A 25,647-nucleotide genomic window follows, 5' to 3' on the forward strand; every position below is an offset into this window, starting at 1 on the left:
GTCACAAGGGGTAGCTATATAAGCCCCGGCTCAACGGACCCCGTTCCGTTCGCGAGTCGTTGCTTAAGAAGATAGGCCGCCCTTGGAAAAGTTGAAAAACTACCGACCGACCGAAAAAGAGCCTTTCATGAACGACCGGCAGAAGGAGTACTTCCGTTTGAAGCTCCTCGCCTGGAAGGATGAGATCCTCAAAGAGTCCAAGCTCACCCTGCAAGCCCTGCAGGAGGAGAACGTGAACCACCCCGATCTCGCCGATCGGGCATCGTCCGAAACTGACCGCGCCATCGAACTCCGCGCCCGCGACCGCCAGCGCAAGTTGATCGCCAAGATCGACGCCGCGCTCCAGCGCATCGAGGACAACACCTACGGCTATTGCGAGGATACCGGCGAGCCGATTTCGTTGAAACGGCTCGAGGCCCGGCCCATTGCGACGCTCTCGGTGGAAGCGCAGGAGCGCCACGAGAAACGCGAGAAAGTCTATCGCGACGAATAGAGTCCGAGCCGCAGAGATGCGGCTCTTTGTTTTTGGGCTCACGGTGCCGCTTGAGCGCCGCGACCAGCCATTTGCCTGTCGCTTGCCGTCGCGCGCCTGGATGCGCGCACGATCGCGAAAAATGAATCGCGATCAATGAGCTAGAGACGATTCATGTGAACTCACGTGAGTTCACATAAGAAACAGCCTTCACTTCAGGTGCGGGAGGTTTTTGCGAATCGCATCAACGAGATCGGCCCGGATGCTGTGAAGCTGATCGAGCAGCATCATGTTTCGCTGCAATCAGGCTTCATGCGACGCCGTCAGGCGTGCGTCTCCATAAAGCCTTGACCAGCTCAATATTTCCTTAAAGGCCGGAAGCAGGCCGTAAGCCGCATCGGTCAGCTCGTACTCGACCCGCAACGGCTTCTCGGCGAAGGCGGTGCGCGAGACCAATCCGTCCTGTTCGAGCTCGCGCAACTGCGTCGTCAGCATGTGCTGGGTGATGCCGCCGACCGATCGCCGCAACGCACCGAAACGAACCGCGCCGTTCATCAGCGCGAACAGGATCTCAAGTTTCCACTTCCCACCGAGCGCATGGATGGCGCGCTTGAAGTCGGCAAGCAGGGCAGGGTTGGGGCTGCAATCGCACTCGCCGTCGCAAACGCTGGTCAGGTTTTCCATACCGGTTTCGAATTCCATTCTACTTGTTCCCACTGAAGATAGTGACCAGATGCGGCCTTGGGCAGGGTGGCGGAAAAGATTGGCCGGCCCGGCGCGACGAGGGAAATTAGGCAATGAGCACTGTTCTGGTGACCGGCGGGTCCGGCTTCGTCGGCATCCATGTGATCCTGCAGCTACTGGCCGCCGGCCATACGGTGCGAACGACGGTGCGTCGGGCGGACCGGCAGGCCGAGGTGATGGCGATGCTGCGCGAGGGTGGGGCGACCTCGCCCGAGAGCCTGACCTTCTTCACCGCCGACCTCACGGCGGACGCGGGCTGGCGCGAGGCGGTGACGGGCTGCGACCACGTGCTCCATGTCGCCTCCCCGCTGTCGACCAGTGTTCCCAAGGACGAAAACGAGATGATCATCCCGGCCCGTGACGGCACGTTGCGGGTTCTGCGTGCCGCGCGGGATGCCGGGGTCAAAAGGGTCGTCGTCACCTCGTCGCTGGGCGCGATCGGCTACGGACATTTGCCGCGCCAAAAGCCGTTCGACGAAACCGACTGGACCAATCTCGGTGGCGCAGACGTCCAGCCCTACATCAAGTCCAAGACCCTGGCCGAGCGGGCAGCCTGGGATTTCGTCGCGCGCGAGGGCGGCGGCCTCGAGATGTCGGTGATCAACCCCGCCGGTGTATTCGGTCCGGTGCTGGGGCCGGACTTCTCCGGCTCGATCGAGATCGTCAAATCGCTGCTCGACGGCGCCATGCCGGCGGTGCCGCGGGTCTATTTCGGCGTGGTCGACGTGCGCGACGTCGCCGATCTGCATTTGCGGGCGATGACCGCGCCGGAAGCCAAAGGCGAACGCTTCATTGCGGTATCAGGCGAGACCATGTCGATCCTCGACATCGCCAAGGTGCTGCGGCGGGAACTGGGCCCCCCAGCGCGCCGGGTTCCCAGGCTACAGGCGCCGGACTGGCTGATACGGCTCGCCGCGCGCCGGATTGCCTTGCTGCGGGCGGTGGTGCCGATGCTCGGGCGTGTCAGGCATTCCACCAGCGCCAAAGCGAGGTCGGTGCTCGGCTGGCAGCCTCGTTCCAACGACGAGGCAATTCTCGCCACCGCCGAAAGCCTGATCCGGCTCGGCCTGGTCAAGGCTTGATGCTGCACGCCGCCCGCGCTTGTCAGGCCGCGGCCGGGATGCTGAAGTGCCGCTCTTGAAAAGGTAGCGTGGAGAGGCGGCGCCGATGGACAAAATTCTCGAGGCCGCAAAGGCGATTGCGCTGGCGCGCCGCAACCACGCGCCGCTCGCGGCGCTGGGACATCCGCCCGCCGACGAGGCCGAGGGCTACCAGGTCCAGCGCGCGTTGCACGATCTCTTGCTGCCGCATGTGGGGCCGCTGGTCGGCTACAAGATCGGCTGCACCAGCCAGGTCATGCAGGAGTATATCGGCATCCCGCATCCCTGCGGCGGCGGCGTGTTCCAGAAGGGCGTGCACGACAGCGGCGTCAAGCTCGCGGCTGGAGATTATGTCCGCGTCGGCGTCGAATGCGAGATTGCGGTGCGCCTGAAGCGGAACCTCGCCGCCGGAGAGGCGCCGTTCACGGCGGAATGGGTCGGCGAGGCCGTCGAGGCCTACCATCCTGCGATTGAGATCGTCGACGACCGCTACGTGAAATGGGAGACGATGGGCGCGCCGACGCTGATCGCCGACGATTTCTTCGCCGCCGGCTGCGTGCTGGGCCCGGCCGTCCCGCGCTCGTCGGTGCCCGACCTGAAGGCGGTCAAGGGCCGCGCCCTCGTCAATGGCAAGGAAGTCAGCCACGGCACCGGCGCCGACGTGCTCGGCCATCCCCACAACGCACTCGCCTGGCTCGCCAATCACCTCGCTGCCGAAGGCAAGGGCCTGCATGCGGGACAGCTCGTGCTGACCGGGAGCCTCGTGAAGACGCTGTGGCTGAAACCCGGCGACAAGGTGCGGATGGAGCTCGACGGGCTGGGCGTGGTGGAGGCGGAGTTCAGCTGAACTCTCTCCGCCGTCATTGCGAGCTGCGGGCGTCATCGCTGTTTCAATTCGCATTTGCCTCTCCGGACATACCTTCGCGATCTCGCGGCTGTTTCGCCCGAGTTCTTGCTTTTCCGTTCGCCCTCATCGAAGCGAGGGCGCAGGAAAGGCCAGGGCGCCGGCCGGCACCCGCAATCCCGTGGGTGGATTCAACGCGCACGGGTGGATCACAGGTGACGCCGGGCATCCCGGCCTTCCCTGCGCGAGTGGTTTTAACGGCTTCCTTCGCGCTCTCCCCGGGTAGCGATGCACTATTGCCCCCGTCGCCTCGCGGATGACTGATGCACGCGCCCGGTCGGGGCGTCACATCACCACAAGACTTGACGCACAGGCTCCGGGCGTCAGGACCACACGACTTCTCCGTCCGCGCACATCTTCGCCGGATTCCCGATGGCTGGCGTGCGCTCACCATCGAGACCTGCGCAAAGACGCTGTCAGCGCCGTGTCATCGCGCGAGAGGTTTTGCTCACGGAGCACCGTTGAAGGCGTTCCGCCCTGCACAGCTCTTCGCGCCCGTCGCCGTCGCGTCCACCGCATTCCATTCCGCGTTTCGTGACGATCGCGATACGCCCTCTTGCGGAATAGAACGAAACGGGAACATAATGGAGTGGCCAAACCTTGCCAACAGGAATTTCTAAATTCCGAAAATTCTGAAATTGAAAATTGGTAACAAAAATGGTACCAAGAATTGAGATCGCGGAATACAGCATCGACGGCCGCAGCCCGTTTCGGGAGTGGCATGACGGGCTCGACGCACAGGCGGCCGCCGCAGTCTCTGTGGCGATCGAGCGGCTCGCTGACGGAAATACGTCGAATGTGAAGTCGATCGGCGAGGGCGCGGCCGAACTGAAGATCAATCGTGGCCCCGGTTTTCGGGTCTACTTCGGATGGGACGGCAGCTTGCTGGTAATCCTGTTGGGTGGCGGCACCAAGCAGAGGCAGCAAACCGATATCAGCGGCGCGCTCCGCCGATGGCGCGACTACAAGGTACGAAAACGGAATAAGGGATAGGCCGATGCCATTGACCCACAGTTTCAGAGAAACCATTCGCGCGCGGGCTGAGCGCGATCCGGCATTTCGTGAGGCGCTGTTTCAGGAGGCGATGCAGTCGCTGTTGCAGGACGACGCCGACTATGCCCGCACTGCGCTCCGGACCTACATCAACGCGACTATCGGTTTCGAACGGTTGAGCGAGGTGCTTGATCGTCCGCGGAAGAGCCTGATGCGGATGTTCGGGCCGGGCGGAAATCCAACGATGGCCAACCTGATGGCGGTGGTCCACGCGCTTCAGAAGGAGACCGGCGTCTACTTGAAAGTACACGCTGTTACGGCCGCATAACAGTTAAGACGCCGCAGGTTCCAACTTCACTAGCGAAGCCAAACGAAGTTCGAATTTCCGGGGGCAATCCTAAGTAATTGGTTCAATCGACTTCTGTCGGAGTTGATCTTACGTCTTGCCGCATTGAACGATGAGCAAACGGCCCATGTCAGAATGTTGGAGGTTTTGAAGCGCCATATGGATGGTATCCCGTCTCTCTTGAGCGACCCAAATGGTAGGGCTCAACTGGCCCTCCCACTATCGCCGGGAGAAGATGCAAAAAATAACGGCCCTCGCCAGGGGAGCTAGCGAAGGCCGCGTAGTACATCGTCGCTCGCGCCTAGGTTCGCGAGCACGATGTGGGAGCTCTGCAGAGGTCAGAAGGGCAGCAGCACGTCCATCACTTGCTGGCCGTAGCGCGGCTGCTGCACGTCCGTGATCTGGCCGCGGCCGCCATAGGCGATGCGGGCCTGCGCGATCTTGCTGGAATCGATGGTGTTGTCGCTCTGGATGTCCTCGGGACGGACGATGCCGGCGACCACGAGCTCGCGGATCTCGTAGTTGACCCGGATCTCCTGCTTGCCTTCGACCACGAGGTTGCCGTTCGGCAGCACCTGCGTCACGACCGCGGCGACGTTGGTCTGCAACGCTTCCTGGCGCTGCACGCTTCCCTTTCCGTCGCTGGAGGCGGTGGAGTCGGCGGTGAGGATGCGGCCGGGCAGGATCTTGTTGGCCTGGGTAATGGTCTTCGCGCCGATGAAATCGGTGATGCCGGAATCTTCCTTGTTGGTGCGGCTGCGCTGGGTCTCGTTCTCGATGTTGGCCTTGTCGGTGATGTTCACGGTCACGGTCAGGAGGTCGCCGACATGGGTGGCGCGCTGGTCCTTGAAGAAGGCGCGGCTGCCATTGCGCCACAGCGAGTTGGGATTGTAGGAGGCGACTTCCGGTTTCGGCATCGGCATCTGCACCGGCTTGTAGCCGGGTTGCGTCGTCGGATTGTCGATCGCCGACAGCTTCGGTTGCTCGCCGATCTGGGACAGGCGGTCGATCGAGGAGCAGCCGCCCAGCGCGCTGGCTGTCAGCAACAGTGCTGGGATCGCGATGCGACGAAGGCGGGAAGCCGAACTGAAAGCGGACATGACTAACTCTTACTTTGCTTGTGCTTGCGAGGCGCGGGCTTGCGGGATCTGGGCTTCGGCGATCCGGGCCGGCGAATTGGGCGTCTGGACCAGGCTGCGGAGGAGGGCTGCGGTGTCGACAGGGGCGGGCGCTTCGTCCCGCTTGAGCGAGGAGGTCTGTTCGACGGCAGGTGCTATCGGCACGGACTGGCTCGCACCCTGCACGGTGACCTGGCCGCGGCCGGTGACGACGCCGGTCAGCGTACGCTTGGTCTGCAGATTGAGGACGCTCACGGTGTCGCCCTCGGCGCCGCTCTCGATCGCCTTGCCGCGGGTGGTGAGGTAGATCCCGGGGACCTGGTAGATGACGGTGACGCTCTGGTCACGCGATACGAATTCGGGCTTGGCGAGGTCGGCGATGCGGATCGGCGTGCCGGCGCGCATCGATCGGCGCAGTTGCATGCCGATGGCGCGGTCGCGCAGCGCGGGCTCGCCCGTTACCTCGGCCTTGGGCCGTCGCTCCAGCGCGACGTCGGAGGATTTCAGCGTCTCGCTGCGATCGACGTCGCGGGCCAGAACAGCGACCTCGACGGTCTCGATCGCGGTGCCGGTCAGGCGCAGCTTGGTCGGCGCCGGGTTGTTGTCGTTGTTGATCTCGAACGAGATGTCGAAGCGGCCGCCGCGGGCATCGTAGTGGGTCGCGACCGGCTGCAGCGCGCCGGTGTTGGAAGCCTCCAGCCGCATGTCGGAGATGCCGCGGTCGAAGGTGACGGTGATGTTGGCGGCATCGCCGAGGCCGAAGCGATGGTCGAGCGCGGACGTGACCGCGTTTTCGAGGTCCTTGTTGGCGAGCGTGCGGGCAAGCCGCGTCACCTGGACTTCCTTGATGTCGCCGGTCATCACGCCGATCACCTGCTTGGCGCGGAGCACGTTCAGAACCTGGGCGACCGGCAGCGCGCCGGTGGTGCCGAGATCGGGCGAGCGATAGACCGGGATCTGCGCGGCCGAGCCGGCATTGTCGACGAGGTCGCCGACCCGGACCACGTCGGAGGTGACCGTGACGCTGGCGCGCAGCGTCGGCGCCGCGATGCCGTCGTCGGCGGCCCGCGCCGGCAGCGCCAGCACGAGCAGGGCGGAAATGGTGAGAAGCGTGGTGCGGATCATCATCATCATCATCACCTCAGCGGAACAGCGCCGTGGTCGATTGCATCATCTGGTCGGCGGCGCTGATCACCTTGGCGTTCATCTCGTAGGCGCGCTGCGCCGCGATCAGGTCGCTCATTTCCGAGACGACGTCGACATTGGCCTGCTCGAGGCTGCCTTGCGTGATCTTGCCGTAACCTTCCGAGTTCGCGGTGCCGTCCTGCGGCGTGCCTGACGACGTCGTCTCGACGAACTGGTTGCTGCCGACCGGCTGCAGGCCCGCCTTGTTGATGAAACGGGTCACGCCGATCTGGCCGAGATTGGTGTTGGTCGTCGAGCCCGGCAGCGTCACGGTCACCTGGCCCTGCTCGTTGACGGTGATGCCCGAGGCGTTGTTCGGGATCGTGATGGTCGGCTGCACCGGATTGCCGCCCGCGGTGACGATGCGGCCCTGATTGTCCATCTGGAACGTGCCGTCGCGGGTGTACTGGAAGGTGCCGTCGGGCATCAGGATCTTGAAGAAGCCTTCGCCCGAGATGGCGAGATCGAGGTCGTTGCCGGTCTGCGACAGCGTGCCTTGGGTCATGCTGCGCGGCGTGCCGACGGTCTTGACGCCGCCGCCGATGTCTACACCGACGGGCAGGATCGTGCCCTGGTCCGAGGCCTGGGCGCCGACGCGGCGCACGTGCTCGTAGATCAGGTCCTCGAACGCCGCGGTCTGCTTCTTGAAGCCGGTGGTGCGCAGGTTGGCGATGTTGTTGGAGATCACCTGAACGTTCAGTTCCTGTGCCGCCATTCCGGTCGCTGCGGTGTGAAGCGCCTGCATGTCAGTTCTCCCTCAATCAGGCCGGAACGTCGGCGAGCTTTTCGATCGCCGATTTGTGGAGGTCGCTCTGCTGCTGGAGCAGGTTGGCGATGGCGGTGTAGCTGCGCATCACCTCGACCATGCGGCTCATCTCGCCGACCGAATTCACGTTCGACTTCTCGATGTAGCCCTGCTGCAGGGTGGACTTGGTGTCGGGCTGCTGGGTCGCGGAGCCCGTGTCATAGAGATTGGCGCCGAGCTTGGTCAGCTTGGCCGGATCGTCGAACGTCACCATCTTGATCTTGCCGCGGATCGTGTCGATCTTGGCCGTGCCTTCCAGCACCGTCACGGTGCCGTCGGGGGCGACGTTGATGTCGTGGTCGGTCGGCTGGAACACGATCGGGCCGGCCGTGCCGAGCACGAGGTTGCCGTCAGAGGTCATGAGCTGGCCGGTGCTGCTGAGCGCGAACTTGCCGTCGCGGGTGTAACGCTCGGCGCCATTGGCCTGCACCGCGAAAAAGGCGTTGCCGCTGATCGCCATGTCGAGCGGGTTGTTGGTCGCCTCCATCGGCCCCTGGCCGACGTCGCGGTAGGTGCCGCGGTCCTGCACGTAGGAGACCCGGCGGTCGGAGCCGACGAAATTGTCCTCATGCGCGTTCGAGCGGAGATACTCCTCGAACAGCGAATGATCGGCCTTGAAGCCGTTGGTGTTGACGTTGGCGACGTTGTTGGCGATGACATCCATCTGCCGTTCCAACGTCATCTGCCGTGACAAGCCGATCAGAAGCGCATTCTGCATCGGTCAATCTCCCCTTGCGTGAGATCTGCCATTTCGCTCTCCCAAGCGCCTTGGCCGATCCCGTGAACGAGGCCGTCGGGTTCTCCCAAACCGTCAGGTCTCGGCCCTCTCTCAGCGAAAGCCGTGCCAACTCGAAAAGATGCGTGATTACAGTTGGTTGGCTATTTTCCGATCGCGAAAGCAGGGGGCAGAAAGGTTCTGTTAGCCATGTTTGCCCGGCAGATTTTTCCTAGCGGAAGCCTGATCGAAAGGTTCCGTTAACCATTATTACCGTAGCGTTTGCGTGTGAGAGGAGCGCTTTGCGCTGGGGCATTTGTATCGCGTCACTGTCTGCCAGGAGGCTTCGTTCTCTCGACCTTTATAAGATGAGCGAGCCGGGACGATCATGGCAGAGAATGAAGCGGAAGGCGGCGCAGCTGCCGAAGGCGCGGAAGCCGCTGCCCCCAAGAGCAAGTTCAAGCTGATCCTGATCGTTGTCGGCGTGCTGGTCGTGCTCGGCGGCGGTGCCGCCACCTGGTTTCTGTTCTTCCGTCATGGCGATGACGAGCATCATGCGGAGGCCGCGCCCCCGCCGAAGCCCCCGGCCTTCGTCGAAGTCCCCGACATGATGGTCAACCTTGCCGGCGCGCCCGGCGAGCGCGTGCAATATCTCAAGCTCAAGATCGTGCTCGAGCTGAAGGAAGAGAAGCAGATCGAGGCGATCAAGCCCTCGATGCCGCGGGTCACCGACATCTTCCAGACTTATGTGCGCGAACTCCGCTCCTCCGATCTCAACGGCTCCGCCGGCATCTTCCGCCTCAAGGAAGAGCTGACCAAGCGCGTCAACGCCGCGGTCGCGCCGATCCAGGTCAGCGCGGTGCTGTTCAAGGAAGTCGTGCTCCAGTGAGGATGCAGCGGAAGGGTACGGGCTAGCGTCATGGCCGGCAACGAGCAGATGGACCAGGATGCGATTGCCGCCCAATGGGAGGCGTCGCTCGATTCCGAGGATCCCGCGGAGGCCGCGAAGGCTGCTGCCGAAAACGAACTCTCGGAGACCATGGCCCTGCAATGGGCGGCCATGGTCGAGGACGGCAGCCGCGATCTCGGCAACGGCAAGAACTCCGGGGAGCGAGTGCTGTCGCAGGAGGAGATCGACAATCTCCTCGGCTTCACCGTCGGCGACGTCACGCTCGACGATCACAGCGGCATTCGCGCGATCATCGATTCGGCGATGGTCTCCTACGAGCGTCTGCCGATGCTTGAAATCGTCTTCGACCGCCTCGTGCGGCTGTTGACGACCTCGTTGCGCAATTTCACCTCCGACAACGTCGAAGTCTCGCTCGACCGCATCACCTCGGTGCGGTTCGGCGACTACATGAACTCGATCCCGCTGCCTGCCGTGCTCTCGGTGTTCAAGGCCGAGGAGTGGGAAAACTTCGGCATGGCGACGGTGGATTCCAGCCTGATCTACTCGATGATCGACGTGCTGCTCGGCGGCCGCCGCGGCTCGAGCCAGCTGCGCATCGAGGGCCGGCCCTACACCACGATCGAGACCGAGCTGGTCAAGCGCCTGGTCGAGGTGGTGCTGACCGATGCCGAGCAGGCGTTCCGGCCGCTGTCGCCGGTGACCTTCACGATCGACCGGCTCGAGACCAATCCGCGCTTCGCCGCGATCAGCCGTCCCGCCAACGCCGCGATCCTGGTGCGGCTGCGCATCGACATGGAAGACCGCGGCGGCAACATCGAGCTGCTGCTTCCCTACGCGACCATCGAACCGATCCGGCCCGTCCTGCTGCAGATGTTCATGGGCGAGAAGTTCGGCCGTGATCCGATCTGGGAAGGCCATTTCGCCACCGAGATCGTCCAGGCCGAGATTTCCGTCGATGCAGTGCTCTACGAGGCCGACATTCCGCTCAAGCAACTGATGCGGCTCAAGGTCGGCGACACGCTGCCGCTGGACATGCGCGCGGATGCCAACGTCACCGTGCGCTGTGGCGACGTCACCATCACCGAAGGACGCATGGGCCGGGTCGGGGAGCGCGTTGCGATCAGGGTGACGAAACCCTTGCGCAAGCCAAATACGACACTTGCGATGTTCGAGAAGGTGGACGAACAGAATAAGCTGATGGAGGCCCCATGAACCACTCCCTTGGAATGGCGATCGAGACGCTGGTGGCTATCCTGCTGATGCTCACGATCGGATATTGCATCGTGCTCAACAAGCGGCTGACCCGCCTCAAGGCGGACGAGCATTCGCTGAAGGCCGTGATCGGCGAGCTGATCACCGCGACCGAGATCGCCGAACGCGCGATCGGCGGGCTGAAGCTCGCCGTACGCGACGTCAACGAGAATCTCGGCAGCCAGCTTGCGGCCGCGACGCAAATGTCCGACCAGCTCTACAAGCAGCTCGGCGAAGCCGACAACGTGGTGCGCCGCCTCTCCAAGATCGCCATCGCGGCGCGCCCCGTGACGAACCCGGAGGCTGCCGCTGCCCCCGTCGCCAAACCATCGCCCGCGAAGGCGGTGGCCGCCGCCGCCGAAGCCTTCTCGGAGCGCCGCAGGTCCAACGGTCTTGGGTCCAACGGCATCGCCGCGTAAAGTCAGGGTATGAAGTCCTTTCGTAACATCCGCGTCATTCCGGTCGTGCTAGTTGCGGTCGCAGGTCTCGCCACGCTGAAAGTGGCGGGGCTCGTGATCAATGGCGGCTACGTGTTCGACTACCAGCCGAACACCCTGAAGAAGTCCTGGGCGCAGGAAAATCTGAACTTCCCGACCGGACGAGACGACCCCGACATCACCGGCTCGACACATGGCGAGCCGAAGGAAGCACCGAAGCCGGCCGCACCCGAGAGCAAGCCCGAGGGCACTGTGGTCAAGATGGACGAAACCCAGCCGCAGGTCTCGGCCTCGGAGCGTGCGATCCTGGAACGGCTGCAATCGCGCCGCCAGGAGATCGAGGCCCGTCAGCGCGAGATCGACATCCGCGAGAACCTGTTGAAGTCGGCCGAAAAGCGCATCGAAGGCAAGGTCGAGGAGATGAAGGCGGTGGAGTCCCGCATCAGCGCGACCCAGGCCGAGCAGAAGGCCGCCGAGGCCCAGCGCCTGAAGGGCCTCGTGACCATGTATGAAGGCATGAAGCCCAAGGACGCCGCACGGGTGTTCGACCGGCTCGAGATGAGCGTGCTGATCGAGATCGCCTCGGCGATCGCTCCCCGCAAGATGTCCGATATCCTGGGACTGATGTCGTCGGAAGCCGCCGAAAGGCTGACCGTCGAGATGGCGCGCCGTGCCAATGGGGGCGGGGATCAGGCAGCTTCCGCCGGGGATCTCCCCAAGATCGACGGCAAGCCGACGCAAAAGCCGAATTGAGGGCTCATACTTAAGAAGTCCTTAATTGGCAAAACCTACATTCGAGGGCATGGGCCGGCACCAGTGCCGGCGTGGACCCGTCGAGCCGGAAGAAATGCCGCCAATGGCGCGAGAGGCTGCCGCTGGATTTGTGTCGCGAGCCCGCGCCCTGGCGCTGGGGCTGTCGCGTCATGTCCGCAAGGCGGTCTTGCTGGGCGCCTGCGCGCTGGTCAGCCTTAATTCTTTTGCCCGCGCCGCCGATCCGATCCGGGGTGAGGCGACTTTCTCGGCCGGCGGCGGCTTTGCCCGGCTCGTCATCAAGCTCGGCGAGGATGTTCCCTCCGAGGTGACGACCGCCGGCTCCATTCTGATCATCCGCTTCGATCGCCCGGTCGACGTTCCCGTCGATCGCGTGCCGGAGGGCGCGCCGGACTATGTCAACTCCGCCCGTCGCGATCCCGACGGCAGCGCGATCAGGCTGTCGCTGGCGCGGCGTGTCACGGTCAACACCATGAATGCGGGCGAGCGCACCTTCATCGATCTGCTGCCGGAGGGCTGGAAGGGTGCGCCGCCGAGCCTGCCGATGGACGTGGTGAAGGAGCTCGCCGAGCGTGCCCGTGTTGCTGAGCGCGCGTTGCGCGCCCAGCGTGCCGCGGCCGAAAGCAAAAAGCGTCCGCCGATCCGCGTGCGGGCCTCGGTGCAGCCGACCTTCGTGCGCTTCGTGTTCGAAATGCCTGACGGCGTCGGCGTCTCCTCCGTGCTCAATGAGCAGAAGCTCACGCTGGTCTTCAACGCCAATCTCAACTTCGATCTTGCGGACGCCGTCGTTGCTGCGCCGCCGAACGTCGCTTCGATCAAACAGAAGGCCGACATCGATACGACCAGTGTCGAGGTTGCGCTGATCGGCGATTCCGACGTGCACTCCTTCCGCGACGACAAGAATTATGTCGTCGATATCGCCTTCCAGCCTGACAAGAGCAAGACGGCCGCAACGCCGGAGGCCGCGATCGCGAAGGCCGAGGCCGGTAGTCAGGGAGCGCCTGCGGACAAGCCGGCGGCCGCGAAGCCGAAGGAGGTTCACAGCGAGATCAAGCCGCCGACCTCGGAGGCGATCGCGCGCGAAGCCAAGATCGAGGTGAAGCCCGACGTCAAACCCGAGGTGAAGGCAGAGGCGAAGCCGGAAGCGCCCGCCGCGATGCCGGCAGCCGAAGCCCCGAAATCCGCTCCGGCCGTAAACTCGACCGAAGCTCCGCACGTCACGGAAGCGCCCAAGCCGGCGCCGCCCGTCATGGAGGCCGCTGCACCTGCTGCTCCTGCCAAGCCGATGGTGACCGAACTACCCAAGGAGGTCGCGAAGGAGCCGGTCAAGGAAGAGCCGAAGGAAGCCGTCAAGGAAGCGCCGAAGGACGCGCCCAGACCCGCACCGGTCGAAGCGCAAGCAGCGCCGCCGCCTCCTGTCGCCAGCGTCGATGCGCGGCGCGACAGCGACGGCCTGCGCGTGACCTTCCCGCTTTCTGTCGCAACGCCGGCGGCAGCGTTCCGCCGCGGCGACACGGTGTGGCTGGTGTTCGACTCGCCGAAACCTGTCGATGTCGAAGCGATCCGCACCCGGGGGGGCGCGATGATCGGCGAGGTGAGCCGCATGCCGCTGGAAAAGGGCCAGGCGGTGCGGATCCGTCTTACCCGACCCCTGGTCTATTCGCTGACCAGCGAGGAGGTCGGCAAGGAGACCAACTGGCTGCTGACGCTCGCCGACAAGATCCAGGCGACGCCGCTGCCGCTGATGATGTCGCGGAACATCACCGATCCCGCGCTCGCCAACATCGCTATTCCCTTTGCCAATCCGGGCATGCTGCACAAGCTCACCGATCCCGATGCCGGCGACATGCTCTACGTCGTCACCGCGCAACGGCCGGTCCGCGGCTTCATCAAGCGACAGGATCTCGTCGATCTCTCGCTGCTGGAATCCGCGCACGGCATCGCGATCCGGCCGAACTCCGACGATGTCGGCGTCGAAGTCGGACAGGACAAGGTCATTCTCGGCAAGAAGGGCGGCCTGACGCTGTCACCGGTCGACGTCTCGGCGGAGCGCGCACCGACCGCGGTGCGGCCGGTCTTCAATCCCGAGAACTGGCGCAAGGGCCAGTCGGAAGATTTCTGGACGCGCCAGAGCGATCTGATCGCGGCGATCTCGGCCGTCGAGCCGGCGCAGCGCTCGCTACCGCGGCTCGATCTCGCCCAGTTCTATATGTCGCGCGCGATGTATTACGAAGCCAAGTCCGTGACCGAGGTGATGCTGACCGATCCGCTCAACAAGGAGGAGAGCAGCGCGCTGATCATCCACGCGATCGCGTGCATCCTGATCGGGCGTCCAGCACAGGGCCTGAAGGATCTCGCCAATCCCGTGATCGGCAACAGTCACGATTCACAGCTCTGGAAGGCGCTCGCTTATGCGCGCCAGGGTAAATGGGCGGACGCTCGCGAAAAATTCAAGAACGTCGAATTCGCCATCGCCTCGCTGCCACTGGACATCCAGCGCATCGTGACGATGGATGCGATGCGCGCCTCGCTCGAAGTCAAGGACTATGCCGGCGCCTCCAAGCGTCGCGGCGAGATCGAAGTGGTCGGCGTGCCGCCAGAGGCGGCGCCGGGCTTTGCCGTGCTGCGCGGCCGGCTCGCCGAAGCGCTCGGACACGATAAGGACGCGCTCGACGACTATAAATTCGCAGTTGCCTCGGACGACCGGCAGGCCGCGGCCGAAGCCAAGCAGCTCGAGGTCGCGTTGCGGCAGAAGCGCGACGAGATCAGCAAGGAAGACGCGCTGAAGGAGCTCGAGACGCTGTCGATGACCTGGCGCGGCGACGCGATCGAAGTCAAGACGTTGCAGATGCTGTCGCAGCTTTATTCCGAGAACGGGCGCTATCGCGACGCGCTGACCGCGGCACGCACTGCGACGAAGATGCAGCCGAATTCGGAAGCCTCGCGCCAGGCACAGGATCTGGCGTCGGATCTGTTCACACAAATCTTCCTGGGGCCCAAGGGCGATGAACTGCCGCCGGTCGAGGCGCTCGGGATGTTTTACGAGTTTCGCGAGCTGACGCCGATCGGCCGCCGTGGCGACGAGCTGATCCGCCGTCTTGCCGATCGTCTTGCCTCGATCGATCTGCTCGATCAGGCCGCCGAGCTGTTGCAATATCAGGTCGATCATCGGCTCGAAGGCGCGGCGCGCGCGCAGGTCGCCGCGCGCCTGGCCATGATCTATCTCGCCAACCGCAAGCCCGACATGGCGATCACGGCGCTGCGGGCGAGCCGCATCAGCGACCTCTCCGGCGAGCTGCGACAGCAGCGCCTGCTGCTCGAGGCGCGGGCGCAGAGCGACGTCGGCCGCCATGACCTCGCGCTCGACATCGTTTCCAACGTCTCGGGGCGCGAGGTGCTGCGGCTGCGATCGGACATCTTCTGGGCGGCACGGCGCTGGCGCGAGTCTGCCGAGCAGATCGAGCTGTACTACGGCGAGCGCTTCCGCGACTTCAAGCCGCTCAATGCAGTCGAGAAGAGCGATATCATCCGCGCCGCCGTCGGCTATGCGCTCGCCGACGACTCGATCGGGCTGTCGCGCTTCCGCGAGAAATATGCCCCCCTGATGAGCGAGAGCGCCGACCGGCTCGCCTTCGACATCGCCAGCAAGCCGGCCGCCGCCTCCAGCGCCGAATTCGAAGAGATCGCAAAGCTCGCCGCGAGCGTCGACACCCTCGACGGCTTCCTCCGCGAGATGAAACAGCGCTTCCCCGACGCCACCGCCCGCGCCCCGGCCTCGCCGCAGGCCAAGGATGAAACCGACCACACCGGTTCGCTGCCGACGATCCCGGTCGTGCGGCAGATCAAGATGACGCGGTAGCACCCCTGCTACTTCTGGCCTCTCGACAGGTGCCGGATGAGACGGCAACCTGTCGCCCTTCATGCCGGGAGAGCGACGATATGAGCAAGCCTGCCAAGACCGAAGCCGAACTCATCACCATGGCGCGGGCCGAGTTGAAGGTCCACTCCGACGGCCCTGACAGCCTCGTGATTTCTGTTGTCCGCGACGGCGACAGCTGGGAGTTCCGGGCCGATGCCGATCAGGCAACGCGCGACAAGCCCGGCTTCCCCGAAAGCGTCGCGATGCTGGTGCAGATCGGCGATCACCTCAGCAAGCAGTATGATGTGAAATAGGGGCACTGAGCGCCGCGCATTCTCAGTGTCATCGCCCGACTTGAATCGGGCGATCCAGTATTCCGAGACAGTTGTGATTGGATGGAGAGGCTGCGGCGTAGTGGATGCCCCGGTCAAGCCGAGGCATGACAGCGGAAGTTGCGGTCACTACCCCCCGTAACTCTGCACCAGGCTCCCCGCCACCAGCGACCAGCCGTCGACCAGCACGAAGAAGATCAGCTTGAACGGCAGCGATATCGTTGCGGGCGGAAGCATCATCATGCCCATCGACATCAGCACCGAGGCGACGACGAGGTCGATGATCAGGAAGGGGAGAAACAGCAGGAAGCCGATTTCGAAGGCGCGCTTCAGCTCGGAGATCATGAAGGCCGGGACCAGAATGCGCAGTTCAAGCTCGTCGGGGGTTGCCGGCGGCGGCTCGCCGGAGAGATCGAGAAACAGCTTCAGATCCTTTTCGCGCACGTTCTTCTGCATGAAGCCGCGCAAGGGAATGGAGGCGCGCTGCAGCGCGTCCTCGACGCTGATCTGGTTGGCGACGAGCGGGCGGATGCCGTCGTCGTAGGATTTCTGCAGCACCGGTCCCATCACGAAGAAGGTGAGGAACATCGCCAGCGCCAGGATCACCGAGTTCGGCGGCGCGGTCGCCGTGCCCATCGCGGTGCGCAGCAGCGACAGCACGACCACGATGCGCGTGAACGACGTCATCATGATCAGGATAGACGGGGCGATCGACAGCACCGTGAGCAGTGCGATCAGCTGGATCGCGCGCTCGGTGACGCCGCCACCGCCAGCACCGCCGCCGCCGAGATTGATGCTGATGTCCTGCGCATGCGCCGGCATCGCGAGCGACGTCGCGGCGATCAGGACAGAAAAAAAGAATACTCTACGCGGGAAGGACGGCAGCCTCACGAAGACGGCTTCGGACGGCCGAGTAGCGAGGCCATCTCGTCTTCGAGGTTTTCAAAGCTGGTTTTCTCCTGAGCCGGCCTCGCCGGAGGGGCGGGTGGCTCGGCGCGGGTAGCGCGCGGGGCAGGCGCATCCGGAGCGACCGGCGGCGCGATGGGTTCGCCGGCCGGACGGCGCAGGGCTGCCTCGAGGCGCTGGGCCATCTCGGCCAGATTCTGTTCGGCGCTCGACGGCGCGGCGGCAGCAGGGGCCGGTGGCGGAACGGGCGGAGCCTGCAGTCCTGGCGGGGCCTGTGGCACAGGTGGAGGGGGCGGCGGCGCAGCCGCACGCTCGGCACGTACCGGCGGCATCTTCGCCGGATCGCTCTGGCGCGGCGGGCGCGGCATCAGCGGCGGTTCGTTGCGTGCAACGCGCGGCATCGGCTCGGGACGAGGCTCACGCTCGGGACGCGGCATGGGTTCGGGCGAGAAGCCGCCGAGTTGCGGCTCGCTGCGACGCTCGGCCAACGCGGGCGCCGGCCGGCGGACCTCGTCGGCGAACGACGGGCGTGCAGGCCGCGGCGGCGGCTCCGGCATCTGCGGTTCGGGGTGGTCGAGCACTTCGGGGCGCGGCGCCTCGTCGGCCCAGCTGCTTGCATCGGGCATCGGGGCGAGGCGCGGCGGCTCGGCGGCGCTGGGACGCTGCGGAATCTGGTCGCGGCCGGCGACGGCCCGCACGATATTCGGTTCGACCACGATGTCGGTCGGGCCGCCGATCATCAGGAGATGCTCGACATTGTCACGGCGCACCAGCACCAGGCGCCGGCGGCCATCGACCGCGGCCGCGTCGATCACGGCGAGCCGGGGCATCCTGCCTCGCTGCGTGTTGGCGCCGAGCCGGGTGGTCGCGAATCGGCGGACCAGCCACGCCGCGACGCCGATCAACGCCAGAACGACGATGAACGCGACGATGAAGGTGATAGGACTACCGTTCATACCTGTCCCCGGTAAATGGCGCTTCTGTCGAGCCTATGGTCGGATCCCGACCACTGGCCTGCGATGCCCCAAAACTGCGATTTCTTAACATCCCGCGGCAAGTTTTGCCGTCCCCAACTCTTAATAACCTATGAATCGCCCGATCCAAAACGACTTCTTGGCCTGTGCATGCGCTGCCAAGCGGTTGGGTTAATACGGCTTTTGGAATGGGGCGAATCATGGGGGGAGGATTGCATGTTTCAATCGGAAACATGGATCCGCCGCGTCTTAACCACCTGTTAACCATACACGCGGCAAATTCTGCCTAGCTTCGGATCGCACGGTCCGCAAGAGGCGGAAGGAGCCGCAAACGATGTCCATCAACGATCTGCCGGTGCTGTCGGCGCTTCGCACCAAGATGCAGTGGCACCAGGAACGCCAGCGCGTCCTGTCCGAGAACGTCTCCAATTCCGACACCCCCAATTTCCGGCCGCGCGACCTGGTCGAGCCGAAGTTCGACAAGACCGGGGCCACCACGGGCTCGATGGGGACCCTGGCGATGACCGTCACCAGCGCCTCCCACATGACGCCGTCCGGGGCGGTCTCGAGCTTCGACCAGAACAAGAATGCGGGTTTCGAGACCCGCCCCGCGGGCAATGCCGTCAATCTCGAAGAGGAGATGATGAAGTCCGCCAACAACCAGATGGATTACGCGGCGGTGACCTCGCTCTACTCCAAGAGCCTGCATCTTCTGAAGACCGCGATTGGTAAAGGCTAGAGCTAACGGAGCCGAATGATGGCGAATGACAGCAGCGACTTTGCCCGCTCGATGGCGATCGCGACCTCGGGCCTGCGGGCCCAGGCCGGACGGATGCGGGTGATCTCCGAGAACATCGCGAATGCGGACTCGACCTCGGCGACCGCGGGCGGCGATCCCTATCGGCGCAAGGTGCCGACGTTCTCCTCCGCGCTCGACCGTACGCTCGACGCGCAGGTCGTCACGCTCGGTAGGATCAAGCCAGACCAGTCCGACTTTCGCATCAAATACGAGCCGAGCAATCCGGCGGCGGATGCCAGCGGCAACGTCAAATATCCCAATGTGAACTCGGTGGTCGAAATGACCGACATGCGCGACGCGCAGCGGTCCTACGAGGCCAATGTCAACATCATCAGTGCAACGCGCCGGATGATCCAGCGCACGCTCGACATCCTCAAGGCCTGAACAGGGATTTTAAGCCATGGCAACACCCACAATCGCGGCCAATGCCTACGCCAATCTTGCGCGCGTGCTGGAAAACACCGCCGCCGGCAAGGGTAGCGAACCGAACGGGCAGTCCTTTTCCGCGCTGCTGAAAGACGCCGTCGGCAGCGTCATGGAATCTGGCCGCAAATCCGACGCGCAGACCGTGGCGATGGCCAACGGCAAGGCCAACGTCATGGACGTGGTGACGGCGGTCGCCGACACCGACGTCGCGGTGTCGACGCTGGTCTCGGTCCGCGACCGCGTGATCGCGGCCTATGAAGACATCATGAAGATGCCGATCTGATTTCGACCTCCGTCGTCATTGCGAACGCCGCGAAGCAATCCAGAGTTTTTCCACGGCGGCAGTCTGGATTGCTTCGCGGCGCTCGCAATGACGGGGAGGGGCCGTGTGGTCCTCGTCGGAGCGGCGGGGATGGAAGCTTGAACAAGGAATTCTGCAAATGACCGGACCCGAGACCCTCGACGTCGCCCGCGACGCGATCTGGACCATCGTGATCGTATCCTCGCCGCTGATGGTGGTCGGTCTGGTGGTCGGCGTGGTCGTATCGTTGTTCCAGGCGCTGACCCAGATCCAGGAACAGACGCTGGTCTACGTGCCGAAGATTTTGGCCATCTTTGCCACAATGCTGCTGGCGCTGCCGTTCATGGCCGACGCCCTTCATTCCCACATGATGCGGATCTCGTCGCGAATCATCGGCGGCTGAGGCACAATGCGCTCACCATGCGCATCGACGTCTCGCTGCTGCCGGCACTTGCGGCGGCCTTCATGCTCGCCTTCGCCCGGGTCGGCGCGATGGTGATGCTGCTGCCGGGGCTCGGCGAGACCAACATCCCGACGCGGGTGAAGCTGTCGATTGCGCTTCTGCTCACGCTGATCATCCTGCCGCTGCATCGCAATGCCTATCACGTCGATATGGGCTCGCTCGCGCCGATGCTGGTCCTGATGCTGCATGAGATCGTGATCGGCATCGTGCTCGGCGCCACTGCGCGCGTGACGCTCGCGGCGCTCCAGGTCGCAGGCGCGGTCATCGCGCAGCAGATGGGGCTCGGCTTCGTCACTTCGGTCGATCCGACCCAGGGGCAGCAGGGCGTGCTGGTCGGCAACTTCCTGACCATGCTGGGCGTGACGCTCCTGTTTGCCACCGACAGCCATCATCTGGTGATCGCGGCGCTGAACGACAGCTATTCGATCTTTGCACCGGGCGAGACCGTGTCGAGCGGCGACGTCGCTGCGCTGGCGACGCGGGCCTTTTCCGCCGCGTTCCTGCTCGGCTTGCAGCTGTCGGGGCCGTTCCTGGTGTTCGGCCTCGTCTTTAACATCGGGCTAGGGGTGCTGGCGCGCTTGATGCCGCAGATGCAGGTCTATTTCGTCGGCGTGCCGCTGTCGATCTTCGCGGGCTTCATGGTGCTGGCCATGGTGCTCACGGCGATGATGGGCACCTATCTCGACTACTTCATCGGCGTCATGCACCAGATGTTGCCGCTCAGATAAGAGGGATCGATGGCGGAAGACAACGATCCAGAGAGTCAAACAGAAGACCCGACACAAAAGCGCCTCGACCAGGCGCTCGAGCGCGGCGACGTCGCCAAAAGCCAGGAGATCAACACCTGGTTCATGATCGCGGGCGGCACGCTGGTCATCTCGACCTTCTCCGGCTCGGTGGGCAGCGGGCTGCTGACGCCGTTGCGTAATCTGCTCGCCAATTCTTGGATGATCAAAACCGATCCCGGCAATCTGCTCGCACTGATGCGTCAGATCGAGGTCGCGGTGCTGGCTGCGGTCGGCGTGCCGCTCCTGATGCTGGTGATCGCGGCGATTGCCGGCAACATGCTGCAGCACCGGCTGGTGTGGTCGACTGAATCCCTCATCCCCAAATTCAGCAAGCTCTCGCCGGCTGCCGGCTTCAAGCGCATCTTCGGCAAGCAGGCCGGCGTCAATTTCCTCAAGGGCATCGGCAAGCTCGTCGTGCTCGGTGCGATCATGACCACGATCCTGTGGCCGGAGCGGCACCGCATGGAGGCGATGGTCAAGCTCGATCCGATGGCCATGTTGGGCGCCTCCACCGGCATGACCGTTCATCTGCTCGGCGCTGTCGTCGCAGCCCTCGCGATCATCGCCATCGGCGATTATTTCTTCCAGTATCGCAGCTGGTTCCAGCGGCAGAAGATGTCGCTGCAGGAGATCAAGGAGGAGTTCAAGCAGTCCGAAGGCGACCCGCACATCAAGGGCAAGCTCAGGCAGTTGCGGCAGCAGCGCTCCAAGAAGCGCATGATGGCAGCGGTTCCCAAGGCGTCGGTGATCATCACCAACCCGACCCACTATTCGGTGGCGTTGTCCTACGAACGCGGCATGTCGGCGCCGATCTGCGTCGCCAAGGGCGTCGACAACCTCGCTTTCAAGATCCGGGAGATCGCGCGCGAGCACGATATCCCGATCGTCGAGAACGTGCCGCTGGCCCGCGCGCTCTATGCGACCGCCGAAATCGACAAGGAAATCCCCGTCGAGCACTACCATGCGGTCGCCGAAGTCATCGGCTACGTCATCCGGCTGAAGCGCGGTTTCAGTGCCGCGCGGCAATAAAACCCCCGAAAAGTACCGGAAATGGCCGTAAGCTGGGAATCAGCGTACCTTTCGCCCCTGTCGCCCTTGCGTCTGCGGGTCCGATTCAGGCAGGGAGGACCCCACGTGCCCCGTGGCGCGTTGATTCTCTGCCGACAGGCTGCCTAGCGTGAAATGACCGCCGAGACCGACCACGACCTGTCACGCGAGCCCGTTGCGGCGCATGAGCCGTCGCCGCGCTCGGGCAGCATTGCGCTGGTGCTGCTGGTGGCCACCGGCCTCGTCGCGGTCGCCGTCGGCCTGATGACGCTCGGGCGCGCGCAGGCGCAGCCTTATATCCTCGGCATCCTCGCCGTGCTGGCGATGATCGGCCTGTTCAATCTGTTCGCCTTCGCGGCCGGCATCATCCGCTTCGTCGATCGCAATCTGGACGATCCCGTGATGGGCCGCATCGCCGATCACGCCTTCGACGGTCTCGCGGTGACCGATCCGCGCGGCCATGTGGTCTATTCCAACGCGGCCTATCTGACGCTGACGGGCGCCGCCGGACCGCAGGACGTACGCCCCGTCGAGCGTGTCTTCATCGGCAACCCCGATGTTTCCGAAGCCGTGTTCCGCCTGCTGAAAGCCGCGCGTGAAGGAAAACGGCAGCAGGAAGAGGTGCGCATTTCCGGACAGGACGGCAGCCACGGCCGCTGGTTGCGCATGCGCGTGCGTCCGCTCGGTACCGGCAAGCGCGAAGCCAAATATGCGGTGTGGTCGATCGCCGACATCACCCGCGACCGCGAGCGCCAGGAGGACGTGTTCCAGGAGCTCCAGCACGCGATCGAATATCTCGATCACGCGCCGTGCGGCTTCTTCTCGGTCAATCCCGCCGGCGAGCTCGCCTATGTCAACGCGACGCTGGCGAACTGGCTCGACTATGATCTCGCCGAGATCGGCTCGGGCGGCCTGAAGCTCGCCGACATCGTCTCCGGTGACGGCGCTTCGCTGCTGTCTTCGATCGTGGCGGTGCCGGGAGAAGTGAAGACAGAAGTCTTCGACATCGATCTGCGCATGCGCACCGGCAAGACCATGCCGGTCCGGCTCTATCACAAGCTGGCCTTCGGTGCCGATGGTGCGCCGGGACCGTCGCGCACGCTCGTCATCAGCCGCGCCCGCGACGAGCGCAGCGATCCCGATCGCGCCGCCGAAGTGCGCTTCATGCGCTTCTTCGACCACACGCCGATGGCGATCGCCACGGTCGATCGCGGCGGCAACGTCGTGCGGGCCAATGCGCGGTACGCCAAGCTCGCGCAGGGCCTCGGGCTCGACAGCGCCTCCAAGTCGATCTTCCGTGCGGTCAATGCGCGTGATCGGCACCTGCTGATTGCGGCCATCAACCAGGCGGCCGAAAACCAGGCCGATATCGCGCCGGTCGAGGTGGCGCTGGAAGGGACCAAGGAGCGCTGGGGCCAGTTCTTCGTCACGCCTGTCGATGCGGCCGAGAACGACGCGGAAGCTGCGATCGTGCACATGCTCGAGACCACCGAGCGCCGTGCCCTCGAGAACCAGATCAACCAGTCGCAGAAGATGGAGACGGTCGGCCAGCTCGCCGGCGGCATCGCTCACGACTTCAACAACGTGCTCTCCGCCATCATGATGGCGAACGACTTCCTGCTGAACGCGCACAAGCCGACCGATCCGTCGTTCCAGGACATCATGCAGATCAAGCAGAACGCCACGCGTGCTGCGACGCTGGTGCGGCAGCTGCTCGCGTTCTCGCGGCGGCAGACGCTACGGCCGCAGGTGCTCGATCTCGGCGATGCGCTGTCCGACCTCACCATGCTGCTGCGCCGTCTGATCGGCGAGAAGGTCAAGCTCGACCTGATTCACGGCCGCGATCTCTGGCCGGTCAAGGTCGACGTCTCCCAGTTCGAGCAGGTCATCGTCAATCTCGCGGTGAACGCGCGCGACGCCATGCCCGACGGCGGCAAACTGATCATCCGAACCGCCAACGTCGCGACGGAAGAGGCGGGCAAACTCGCCTACAAGGGCATGCCGGCGGCGGATTATGTGCGGATCGAGGTGGCCGACACCGGCACCGGCATTCCCGCCGATATCCGCGACAAGATCTTCGAGCCGTTCTTCTCGACCAAGGAAGTCGGCAAGGGCACCGGCCTCGGCCTTTCGACCGTCTACGGCATCGTCAAGCAGACCGGCGGCTTCATCTACGTCGATTCCGAACCGGGACAAGGCACATCGTTCCACATCTTCCTGCCGCGCCACCACGCCGAGCCGGAGGTGGAGGTCGAGCAGCCCGCCGCTGCGGCCGCCGCGACGAATGGCGCTGCCAAGGACGCTGCGCCGGTCGCCGTGGAGACCAAGCCTCGCACCGATCTCACCGGGCAGGGCACCATCCTGCTGGTCGAGGACGAAGAGGGACTTCGCGCGCTGAACGCCCGCGGCCTGCGCTCGCGCGGCTACACCGTCGTCGAGGCCGAAAACGGCGTCGAGGCGATGGAGATGCTCGATGAGCAGAGCGGCGCGATCGATCTTGTGGTTTCCGACGTGGTGATGCCGGAGATGGACGGTCCGACGCTGCTCAAGGCGATGCGGGAGAAGAACCCTGACATCCGCTTCATCTTCGTCTCCGGCTACGCCGAAGACGCCTTCGAGAAGAGCCTGCCCGAGGGCCAGCAGTTCGACTTCCTGCCAAAGCCGTTCACGCTCAGCCAACTCGTGGCGGCGGTGAAGGAGACGATGACGAAGCAGGGGTGAGCATGGGGGCGAAGGCGCCTCATACTCCGTCATTGCGAGCGTAGCGAAGCAATCCAGGATCTTTCCGCGGGAGCAGTCTGAATTGCTTCGTCGCAAGGGCTCCGCAAGAGGGGAGGGAGCGGAATTCTTGCCGAGATAGTTGCCGGTAACCCGCGACCACAGCTCCCGTCGTTCCCCAGCCAACCCCCCGTTAAATATGGGCTTTTACCATATACCCGCGACCGAGGGCCGCAGACGGGGGTTCCAAAACCGGCTTCCCTTTTGTAAACGGCTGCCCATCTTACTGGCACGTCCCCATGCCGGGGATTTGGGAAACGAACATGAATTTCTCGCAATGGTCCCGCCGTCTCGTGAAGACGATTGCCGTCGTCCTGGCGCTCGCGCTGCCGACGGCGCTTGCGATCTCGTCCGCCGATGCCCGCGTTGGTGGCGGCTTCTCGTCGGGGTCGCGCGGCTCGCGGACCTTTTCGGCCCCGCCGTCGACCACGACCGCGCCGGGCTCCGCCTCGCCATTCAACCGCACCTATAGTCAGCCTGGCGCCGGCATGAACAATGCTTTGCCTTCGCGCGGCGGCCTGTTCGGCCGCGGCGGCGGTTTCCTGGGTGGTCTTGCGGCCGGTTTTCTCGGTGCCGGCTTGCTCGGCATGCTGTTCGGTGGCGGCCTGTTCGGCGGTCTCGGCGGCCTGTCGTCGTTCCTGGGCCTGATCATCCAGATCGTGCTCGTGGTGTTCGTGGTGCGGCTGGCGATGTCCTGGTGGCAGCGCCGCAACTCGCCGCAGGCGGCCTACGCAGGTGCGGGACCGCAGGCGAGCTATCGCAGCGGTCTTGGTTCCGGCCTCGGCAGCGGCTTCGGCGCCAACAACGCGCCGCTCGAGATCAAGCCCGCCGACTACGAGGCGTTCGAGCGCCTGCTTGGCGACATCCAGTCCGCGTGGTCGAACGAGGACGTTGCGAAACTGCACACGCTCGCGACGCCGGAAATGGTCTCCTATTTCGAGCAGGACCTTGCCCAGAACCGCGCGCGCAATGCGGTGAACAAGGTAACCAACGTCAAGCTGTTGCAGGGCGACCTCGCAGAAGCCTGGCGTGAAGGCGAGACCGACTACGCGACCGTGGCGATGCGTTTCGCGCTCACCGACAAGACCGTCGATCGCAACACCGGAGCGATCGTCTCCGGCAGCGAGCAGCCAGGCGAGGTCACCGAGGTCTGGACCTTCGCCCGTCGTCCAGGCAGCCCCTGGGAATTGTCGGCGATCCAGCAGACCAACTGATCGCACGCA

General features: G+C 64.4%; 26 protein-coding genes. 19 read left to right on the forward strand and 7 right to left on the reverse strand.

The genetic code is table 11. The features are described 5' to 3' along the window. The first annotated feature begins 127 nt into the window (after positions 1 to 127). Complete coding sequence (dksA, locus tag XH91_RS12295) at positions 128 to 493, forward strand: RNA polymerase-binding protein DksA (RefSeq protein WP_008554760.1); 366 nt, start codon at positions 128 to 130, stop codon at positions 491 to 493. Positions 494 to 775: 282 nt separating this feature from the next. Here the strand turns inward: dksA and XH91_RS12300 are convergent, their stop codons facing one another. After that, the gene (locus XH91_RS12300; RefSeq protein ID WP_206733489.1) at positions 776 to 1,174 is read right to left on the reverse strand and encodes a winged helix-turn-helix transcriptional regulator; all 399 of its coding nucleotides are present in this window, start codon (positions 1,172 to 1,174) and stop codon (positions 776 to 778) included. Between the two features lie 95 nt (positions 1,175 to 1,269). Between XH91_RS12300 and XH91_RS12305 the strand changes: the two genes are divergently transcribed. The 4 genes from XH91_RS12305 to XH91_RS12320 all read left to right on the forward strand — a co-directional run bounded on the left by XH91_RS12305 (position 1,270) and on the right by XH91_RS12320 (position 4,541). After that, positions 1,270 to 2,298, forward strand: a complete 1,029-nt coding sequence (locus tag XH91_RS12305) for an SDR family oxidoreductase (RefSeq protein ID WP_128950847.1) — start codon at positions 1,270 to 1,272, stop codon at positions 2,296 to 2,298. Positions 2,299 to 2,383: 85 nt separating this feature from the next. Continuing rightward, positions 2,384 to 3,163 carry a 2-keto-4-pentenoate hydratase gene (locus XH91_RS12310; RefSeq protein ID WP_128950848.1) on the forward strand — a complete coding sequence of 260 codons (780 nt, stop codon included), beginning with the start codon at positions 2,384 to 2,386 and terminating at the stop codon, positions 3,161 to 3,163. Between the two features lie 714 nt (positions 3,164 to 3,877). Then, positions 3,878 to 4,213, forward strand: a complete 336-nt coding sequence (locus XH91_RS12315) for a type II toxin-antitoxin system RelE/ParE family toxin (RefSeq protein WP_128950849.1) — start codon at positions 3,878 to 3,880, stop codon at positions 4,211 to 4,213. 4 nt (positions 4,214 to 4,217) lie between these two features. Next, positions 4,218 to 4,541 carry a helix-turn-helix domain-containing transcriptional regulator gene (locus XH91_RS12320; protein ID WP_128950850.1) on the forward strand — a complete coding sequence of 108 codons (324 nt, stop codon included), beginning with the start codon at positions 4,218 to 4,220 and terminating at the stop codon, positions 4,539 to 4,541. A 356-nt stretch (positions 4,542 to 4,897) separates the two neighbouring features. On the opposite strand, the gene flgH is transcribed toward XH91_RS12320, so the two are convergent. The 4 genes from flgH to flgF are packed head-to-tail and all read right to left on the reverse strand — an operon-like array spanning position 4,898 to position 8,385. Continuing rightward, entirely contained in the window at positions 4,898 to 5,659 is a 762-nt protein-coding gene (gene flgH, locus XH91_RS12325; protein WP_128950851.1) for a flagellar basal body L-ring protein FlgH, read from the reverse strand. Positions 5,660 to 5,668: 9 nt separating this feature from the next. Next, positions 5,669 to 6,802 (reverse strand): flagellar basal body P-ring formation chaperone FlgA, encoded by a 1,134-nt coding sequence (flgA, locus tag XH91_RS12330; RefSeq protein WP_164933717.1) that lies wholly within the window; start codon positions 6,800 to 6,802, stop codon positions 5,669 to 5,671. 16 nt (positions 6,803 to 6,818) lie between these two features. Then, a complete protein-coding gene (gene flgG / locus XH91_RS12335; protein WP_128950852.1) occupies positions 6,819 to 7,607 on the reverse strand; it encodes a flagellar basal-body rod protein FlgG in 789 nt (262 codons plus the stop codon). Positions 7,608 to 7,623: 16 nt separating this feature from the next. After that, positions 7,624 to 8,385: a flagellar basal-body rod protein FlgF gene (gene flgF, locus XH91_RS12340; protein ID WP_128950853.1), complete on the reverse strand. Its 762-nt coding sequence runs from the start codon at positions 8,383 to 8,385 to the stop codon at positions 7,624 to 7,626. 385 nt (positions 8,386 to 8,770) lie between these two features. Between flgF and fliL the strand changes: the two genes are divergently transcribed. The 6 genes from fliL to XH91_RS12370 all read left to right on the forward strand — a co-directional run bounded on the left by fliL (position 8,771) and on the right by XH91_RS12370 (position 15,924). After that, complete coding sequence (gene fliL / locus XH91_RS12345) at positions 8,771 to 9,271, forward strand: flagellar basal body-associated protein FliL (protein ID WP_128950854.1); 501 nt, start codon at positions 8,771 to 8,773, stop codon at positions 9,269 to 9,271. Between the two features lie 30 nt (positions 9,272 to 9,301). Then, positions 9,302 to 10,504, forward strand: coding sequence for a flagellar motor switch protein FliM (fliM, locus tag XH91_RS12350; RefSeq protein WP_128950855.1), 1,203 nt, complete (start codon positions 9,302 to 9,304; stop codon positions 10,502 to 10,504). After that, positions 10,501 to 10,962 (forward strand): DUF6468 domain-containing protein, encoded by a 462-nt coding sequence (locus XH91_RS12355; protein ID WP_128950856.1) that lies wholly within the window; start codon positions 10,501 to 10,503, stop codon positions 10,960 to 10,962. The genes fliM and XH91_RS12355 overlap by 4 nt, the downstream gene beginning before the upstream one ends. A 9-nt stretch (positions 10,963 to 10,971) precedes the next feature. Further along, a complete protein-coding gene (locus XH91_RS12360) occupies positions 10,972 to 11,733 on the forward strand; it encodes a MotE family protein (RefSeq protein ID WP_128950857.1) in 762 nt (253 codons plus the stop codon). A 103-nt stretch (positions 11,734 to 11,836) separates the two neighbouring features. Continuing rightward, complete coding sequence (locus XH91_RS12365; protein WP_164938326.1) at positions 11,837 to 15,610, forward strand: tetratricopeptide repeat protein; 3,774 nt, start codon at positions 11,837 to 11,839, stop codon at positions 15,608 to 15,610. An 80-nt stretch (positions 15,611 to 15,690) separates the two neighbouring features. Beyond that, positions 15,691 to 15,924: a hypothetical protein gene (locus XH91_RS12370; RefSeq protein WP_128950858.1), complete on the forward strand. Its 234-nt coding sequence runs from the start codon at positions 15,691 to 15,693 to the stop codon at positions 15,922 to 15,924. A 147-nt stretch (positions 15,925 to 16,071) separates the two neighbouring features. Here XH91_RS12370 and fliP read toward each other — a convergent pair whose 3' ends face one another. Next, on the reverse strand, positions 16,072 to 16,833 hold the full coding sequence (fliP, locus tag XH91_RS12375; RefSeq protein ID WP_128950859.1) for a flagellar type III secretion system pore protein FliP: 762 nt from the start codon (positions 16,831 to 16,833) through the stop codon (positions 16,072 to 16,074). After that, positions 16,830 to 17,804 carry a flagellar biosynthetic protein FliO gene (locus XH91_RS12380; protein ID WP_128950860.1) on the reverse strand — a complete coding sequence of 325 codons (975 nt, stop codon included), beginning with the start codon at positions 17,802 to 17,804 and terminating at the stop codon, positions 16,830 to 16,832. The genes fliP and XH91_RS12380 overlap by 4 nt, the downstream gene beginning before the upstream one ends. A 352-nt stretch (positions 17,805 to 18,156) precedes the next feature. Here XH91_RS12380 and flgB point away from each other — a divergent pair, with 352 nt between their 5' ends. From flgB to XH91_RS12420, 8 genes are all read left to right on the forward strand, one after another. Beyond that, positions 18,157 to 18,561, forward strand: coding sequence for a flagellar basal body rod protein FlgB (gene flgB / locus XH91_RS12385; RefSeq protein WP_092228130.1), 405 nt, complete (start codon positions 18,157 to 18,159; stop codon positions 18,559 to 18,561). Positions 18,562 to 18,579: 18 nt separating this feature from the next. Continuing rightward, the gene (gene flgC, locus XH91_RS12390; RefSeq protein ID WP_128950861.1) at positions 18,580 to 19,005 is read left to right on the forward strand and encodes a flagellar basal body rod protein FlgC; all 426 of its coding nucleotides are present in this window, start codon (positions 18,580 to 18,582) and stop codon (positions 19,003 to 19,005) included. A gap of 16 nt (positions 19,006 to 19,021) precedes the next feature. Continuing rightward, entirely contained in the window at positions 19,022 to 19,330 is a 309-nt protein-coding gene (gene fliE, locus XH91_RS12395; protein WP_128950862.1) for a flagellar hook-basal body complex protein FliE, read from the forward strand. A gap of 157 nt (positions 19,331 to 19,487) precedes the next feature. Then, positions 19,488 to 19,751, forward strand: a complete 264-nt coding sequence (gene fliQ / locus XH91_RS12400; protein WP_128950863.1) for a flagellar biosynthesis protein FliQ — start codon at positions 19,488 to 19,490, stop codon at positions 19,749 to 19,751. A 17-nt stretch (positions 19,752 to 19,768) separates the two neighbouring features. Continuing rightward, positions 19,769 to 20,539 (forward strand): flagellar biosynthetic protein FliR, encoded by a 771-nt coding sequence (fliR, locus tag XH91_RS12405; RefSeq protein WP_128950864.1) that lies wholly within the window; start codon positions 19,769 to 19,771, stop codon positions 20,537 to 20,539. 9 nt (positions 20,540 to 20,548) lie between these two features. Continuing rightward, complete coding sequence (gene flhB / locus XH91_RS12410; protein WP_128950865.1) at positions 20,549 to 21,628, forward strand: flagellar biosynthesis protein FlhB; 1,080 nt, start codon at positions 20,549 to 20,551, stop codon at positions 21,626 to 21,628. Positions 21,629 to 21,781: 153 nt separating this feature from the next. After that, the gene (gene cckA / locus XH91_RS12415) at positions 21,782 to 24,367 is read left to right on the forward strand and encodes a cell cycle histidine kinase CckA (protein ID WP_128950866.1); all 2,586 of its coding nucleotides are present in this window, start codon (positions 21,782 to 21,784) and stop codon (positions 24,365 to 24,367) included. A gap of 296 nt (positions 24,368 to 24,663) precedes the next feature. Next, a complete protein-coding gene (locus XH91_RS12420) occupies positions 24,664 to 25,638 on the forward strand; it encodes a Tim44 domain-containing protein (protein WP_128950867.1) in 975 nt (324 codons plus the stop codon). Positions 25,639 to 25,647 lie beyond the last annotated feature (9 nt).

This window comes from Bradyrhizobium guangzhouense (genome assembly GCF_004114955.1).
In the GTDB taxonomy this organism is placed as follows: domain Bacteria; phylum Pseudomonadota; class Alphaproteobacteria; order Rhizobiales; family Xanthobacteraceae; genus Bradyrhizobium; species Bradyrhizobium guangzhouense.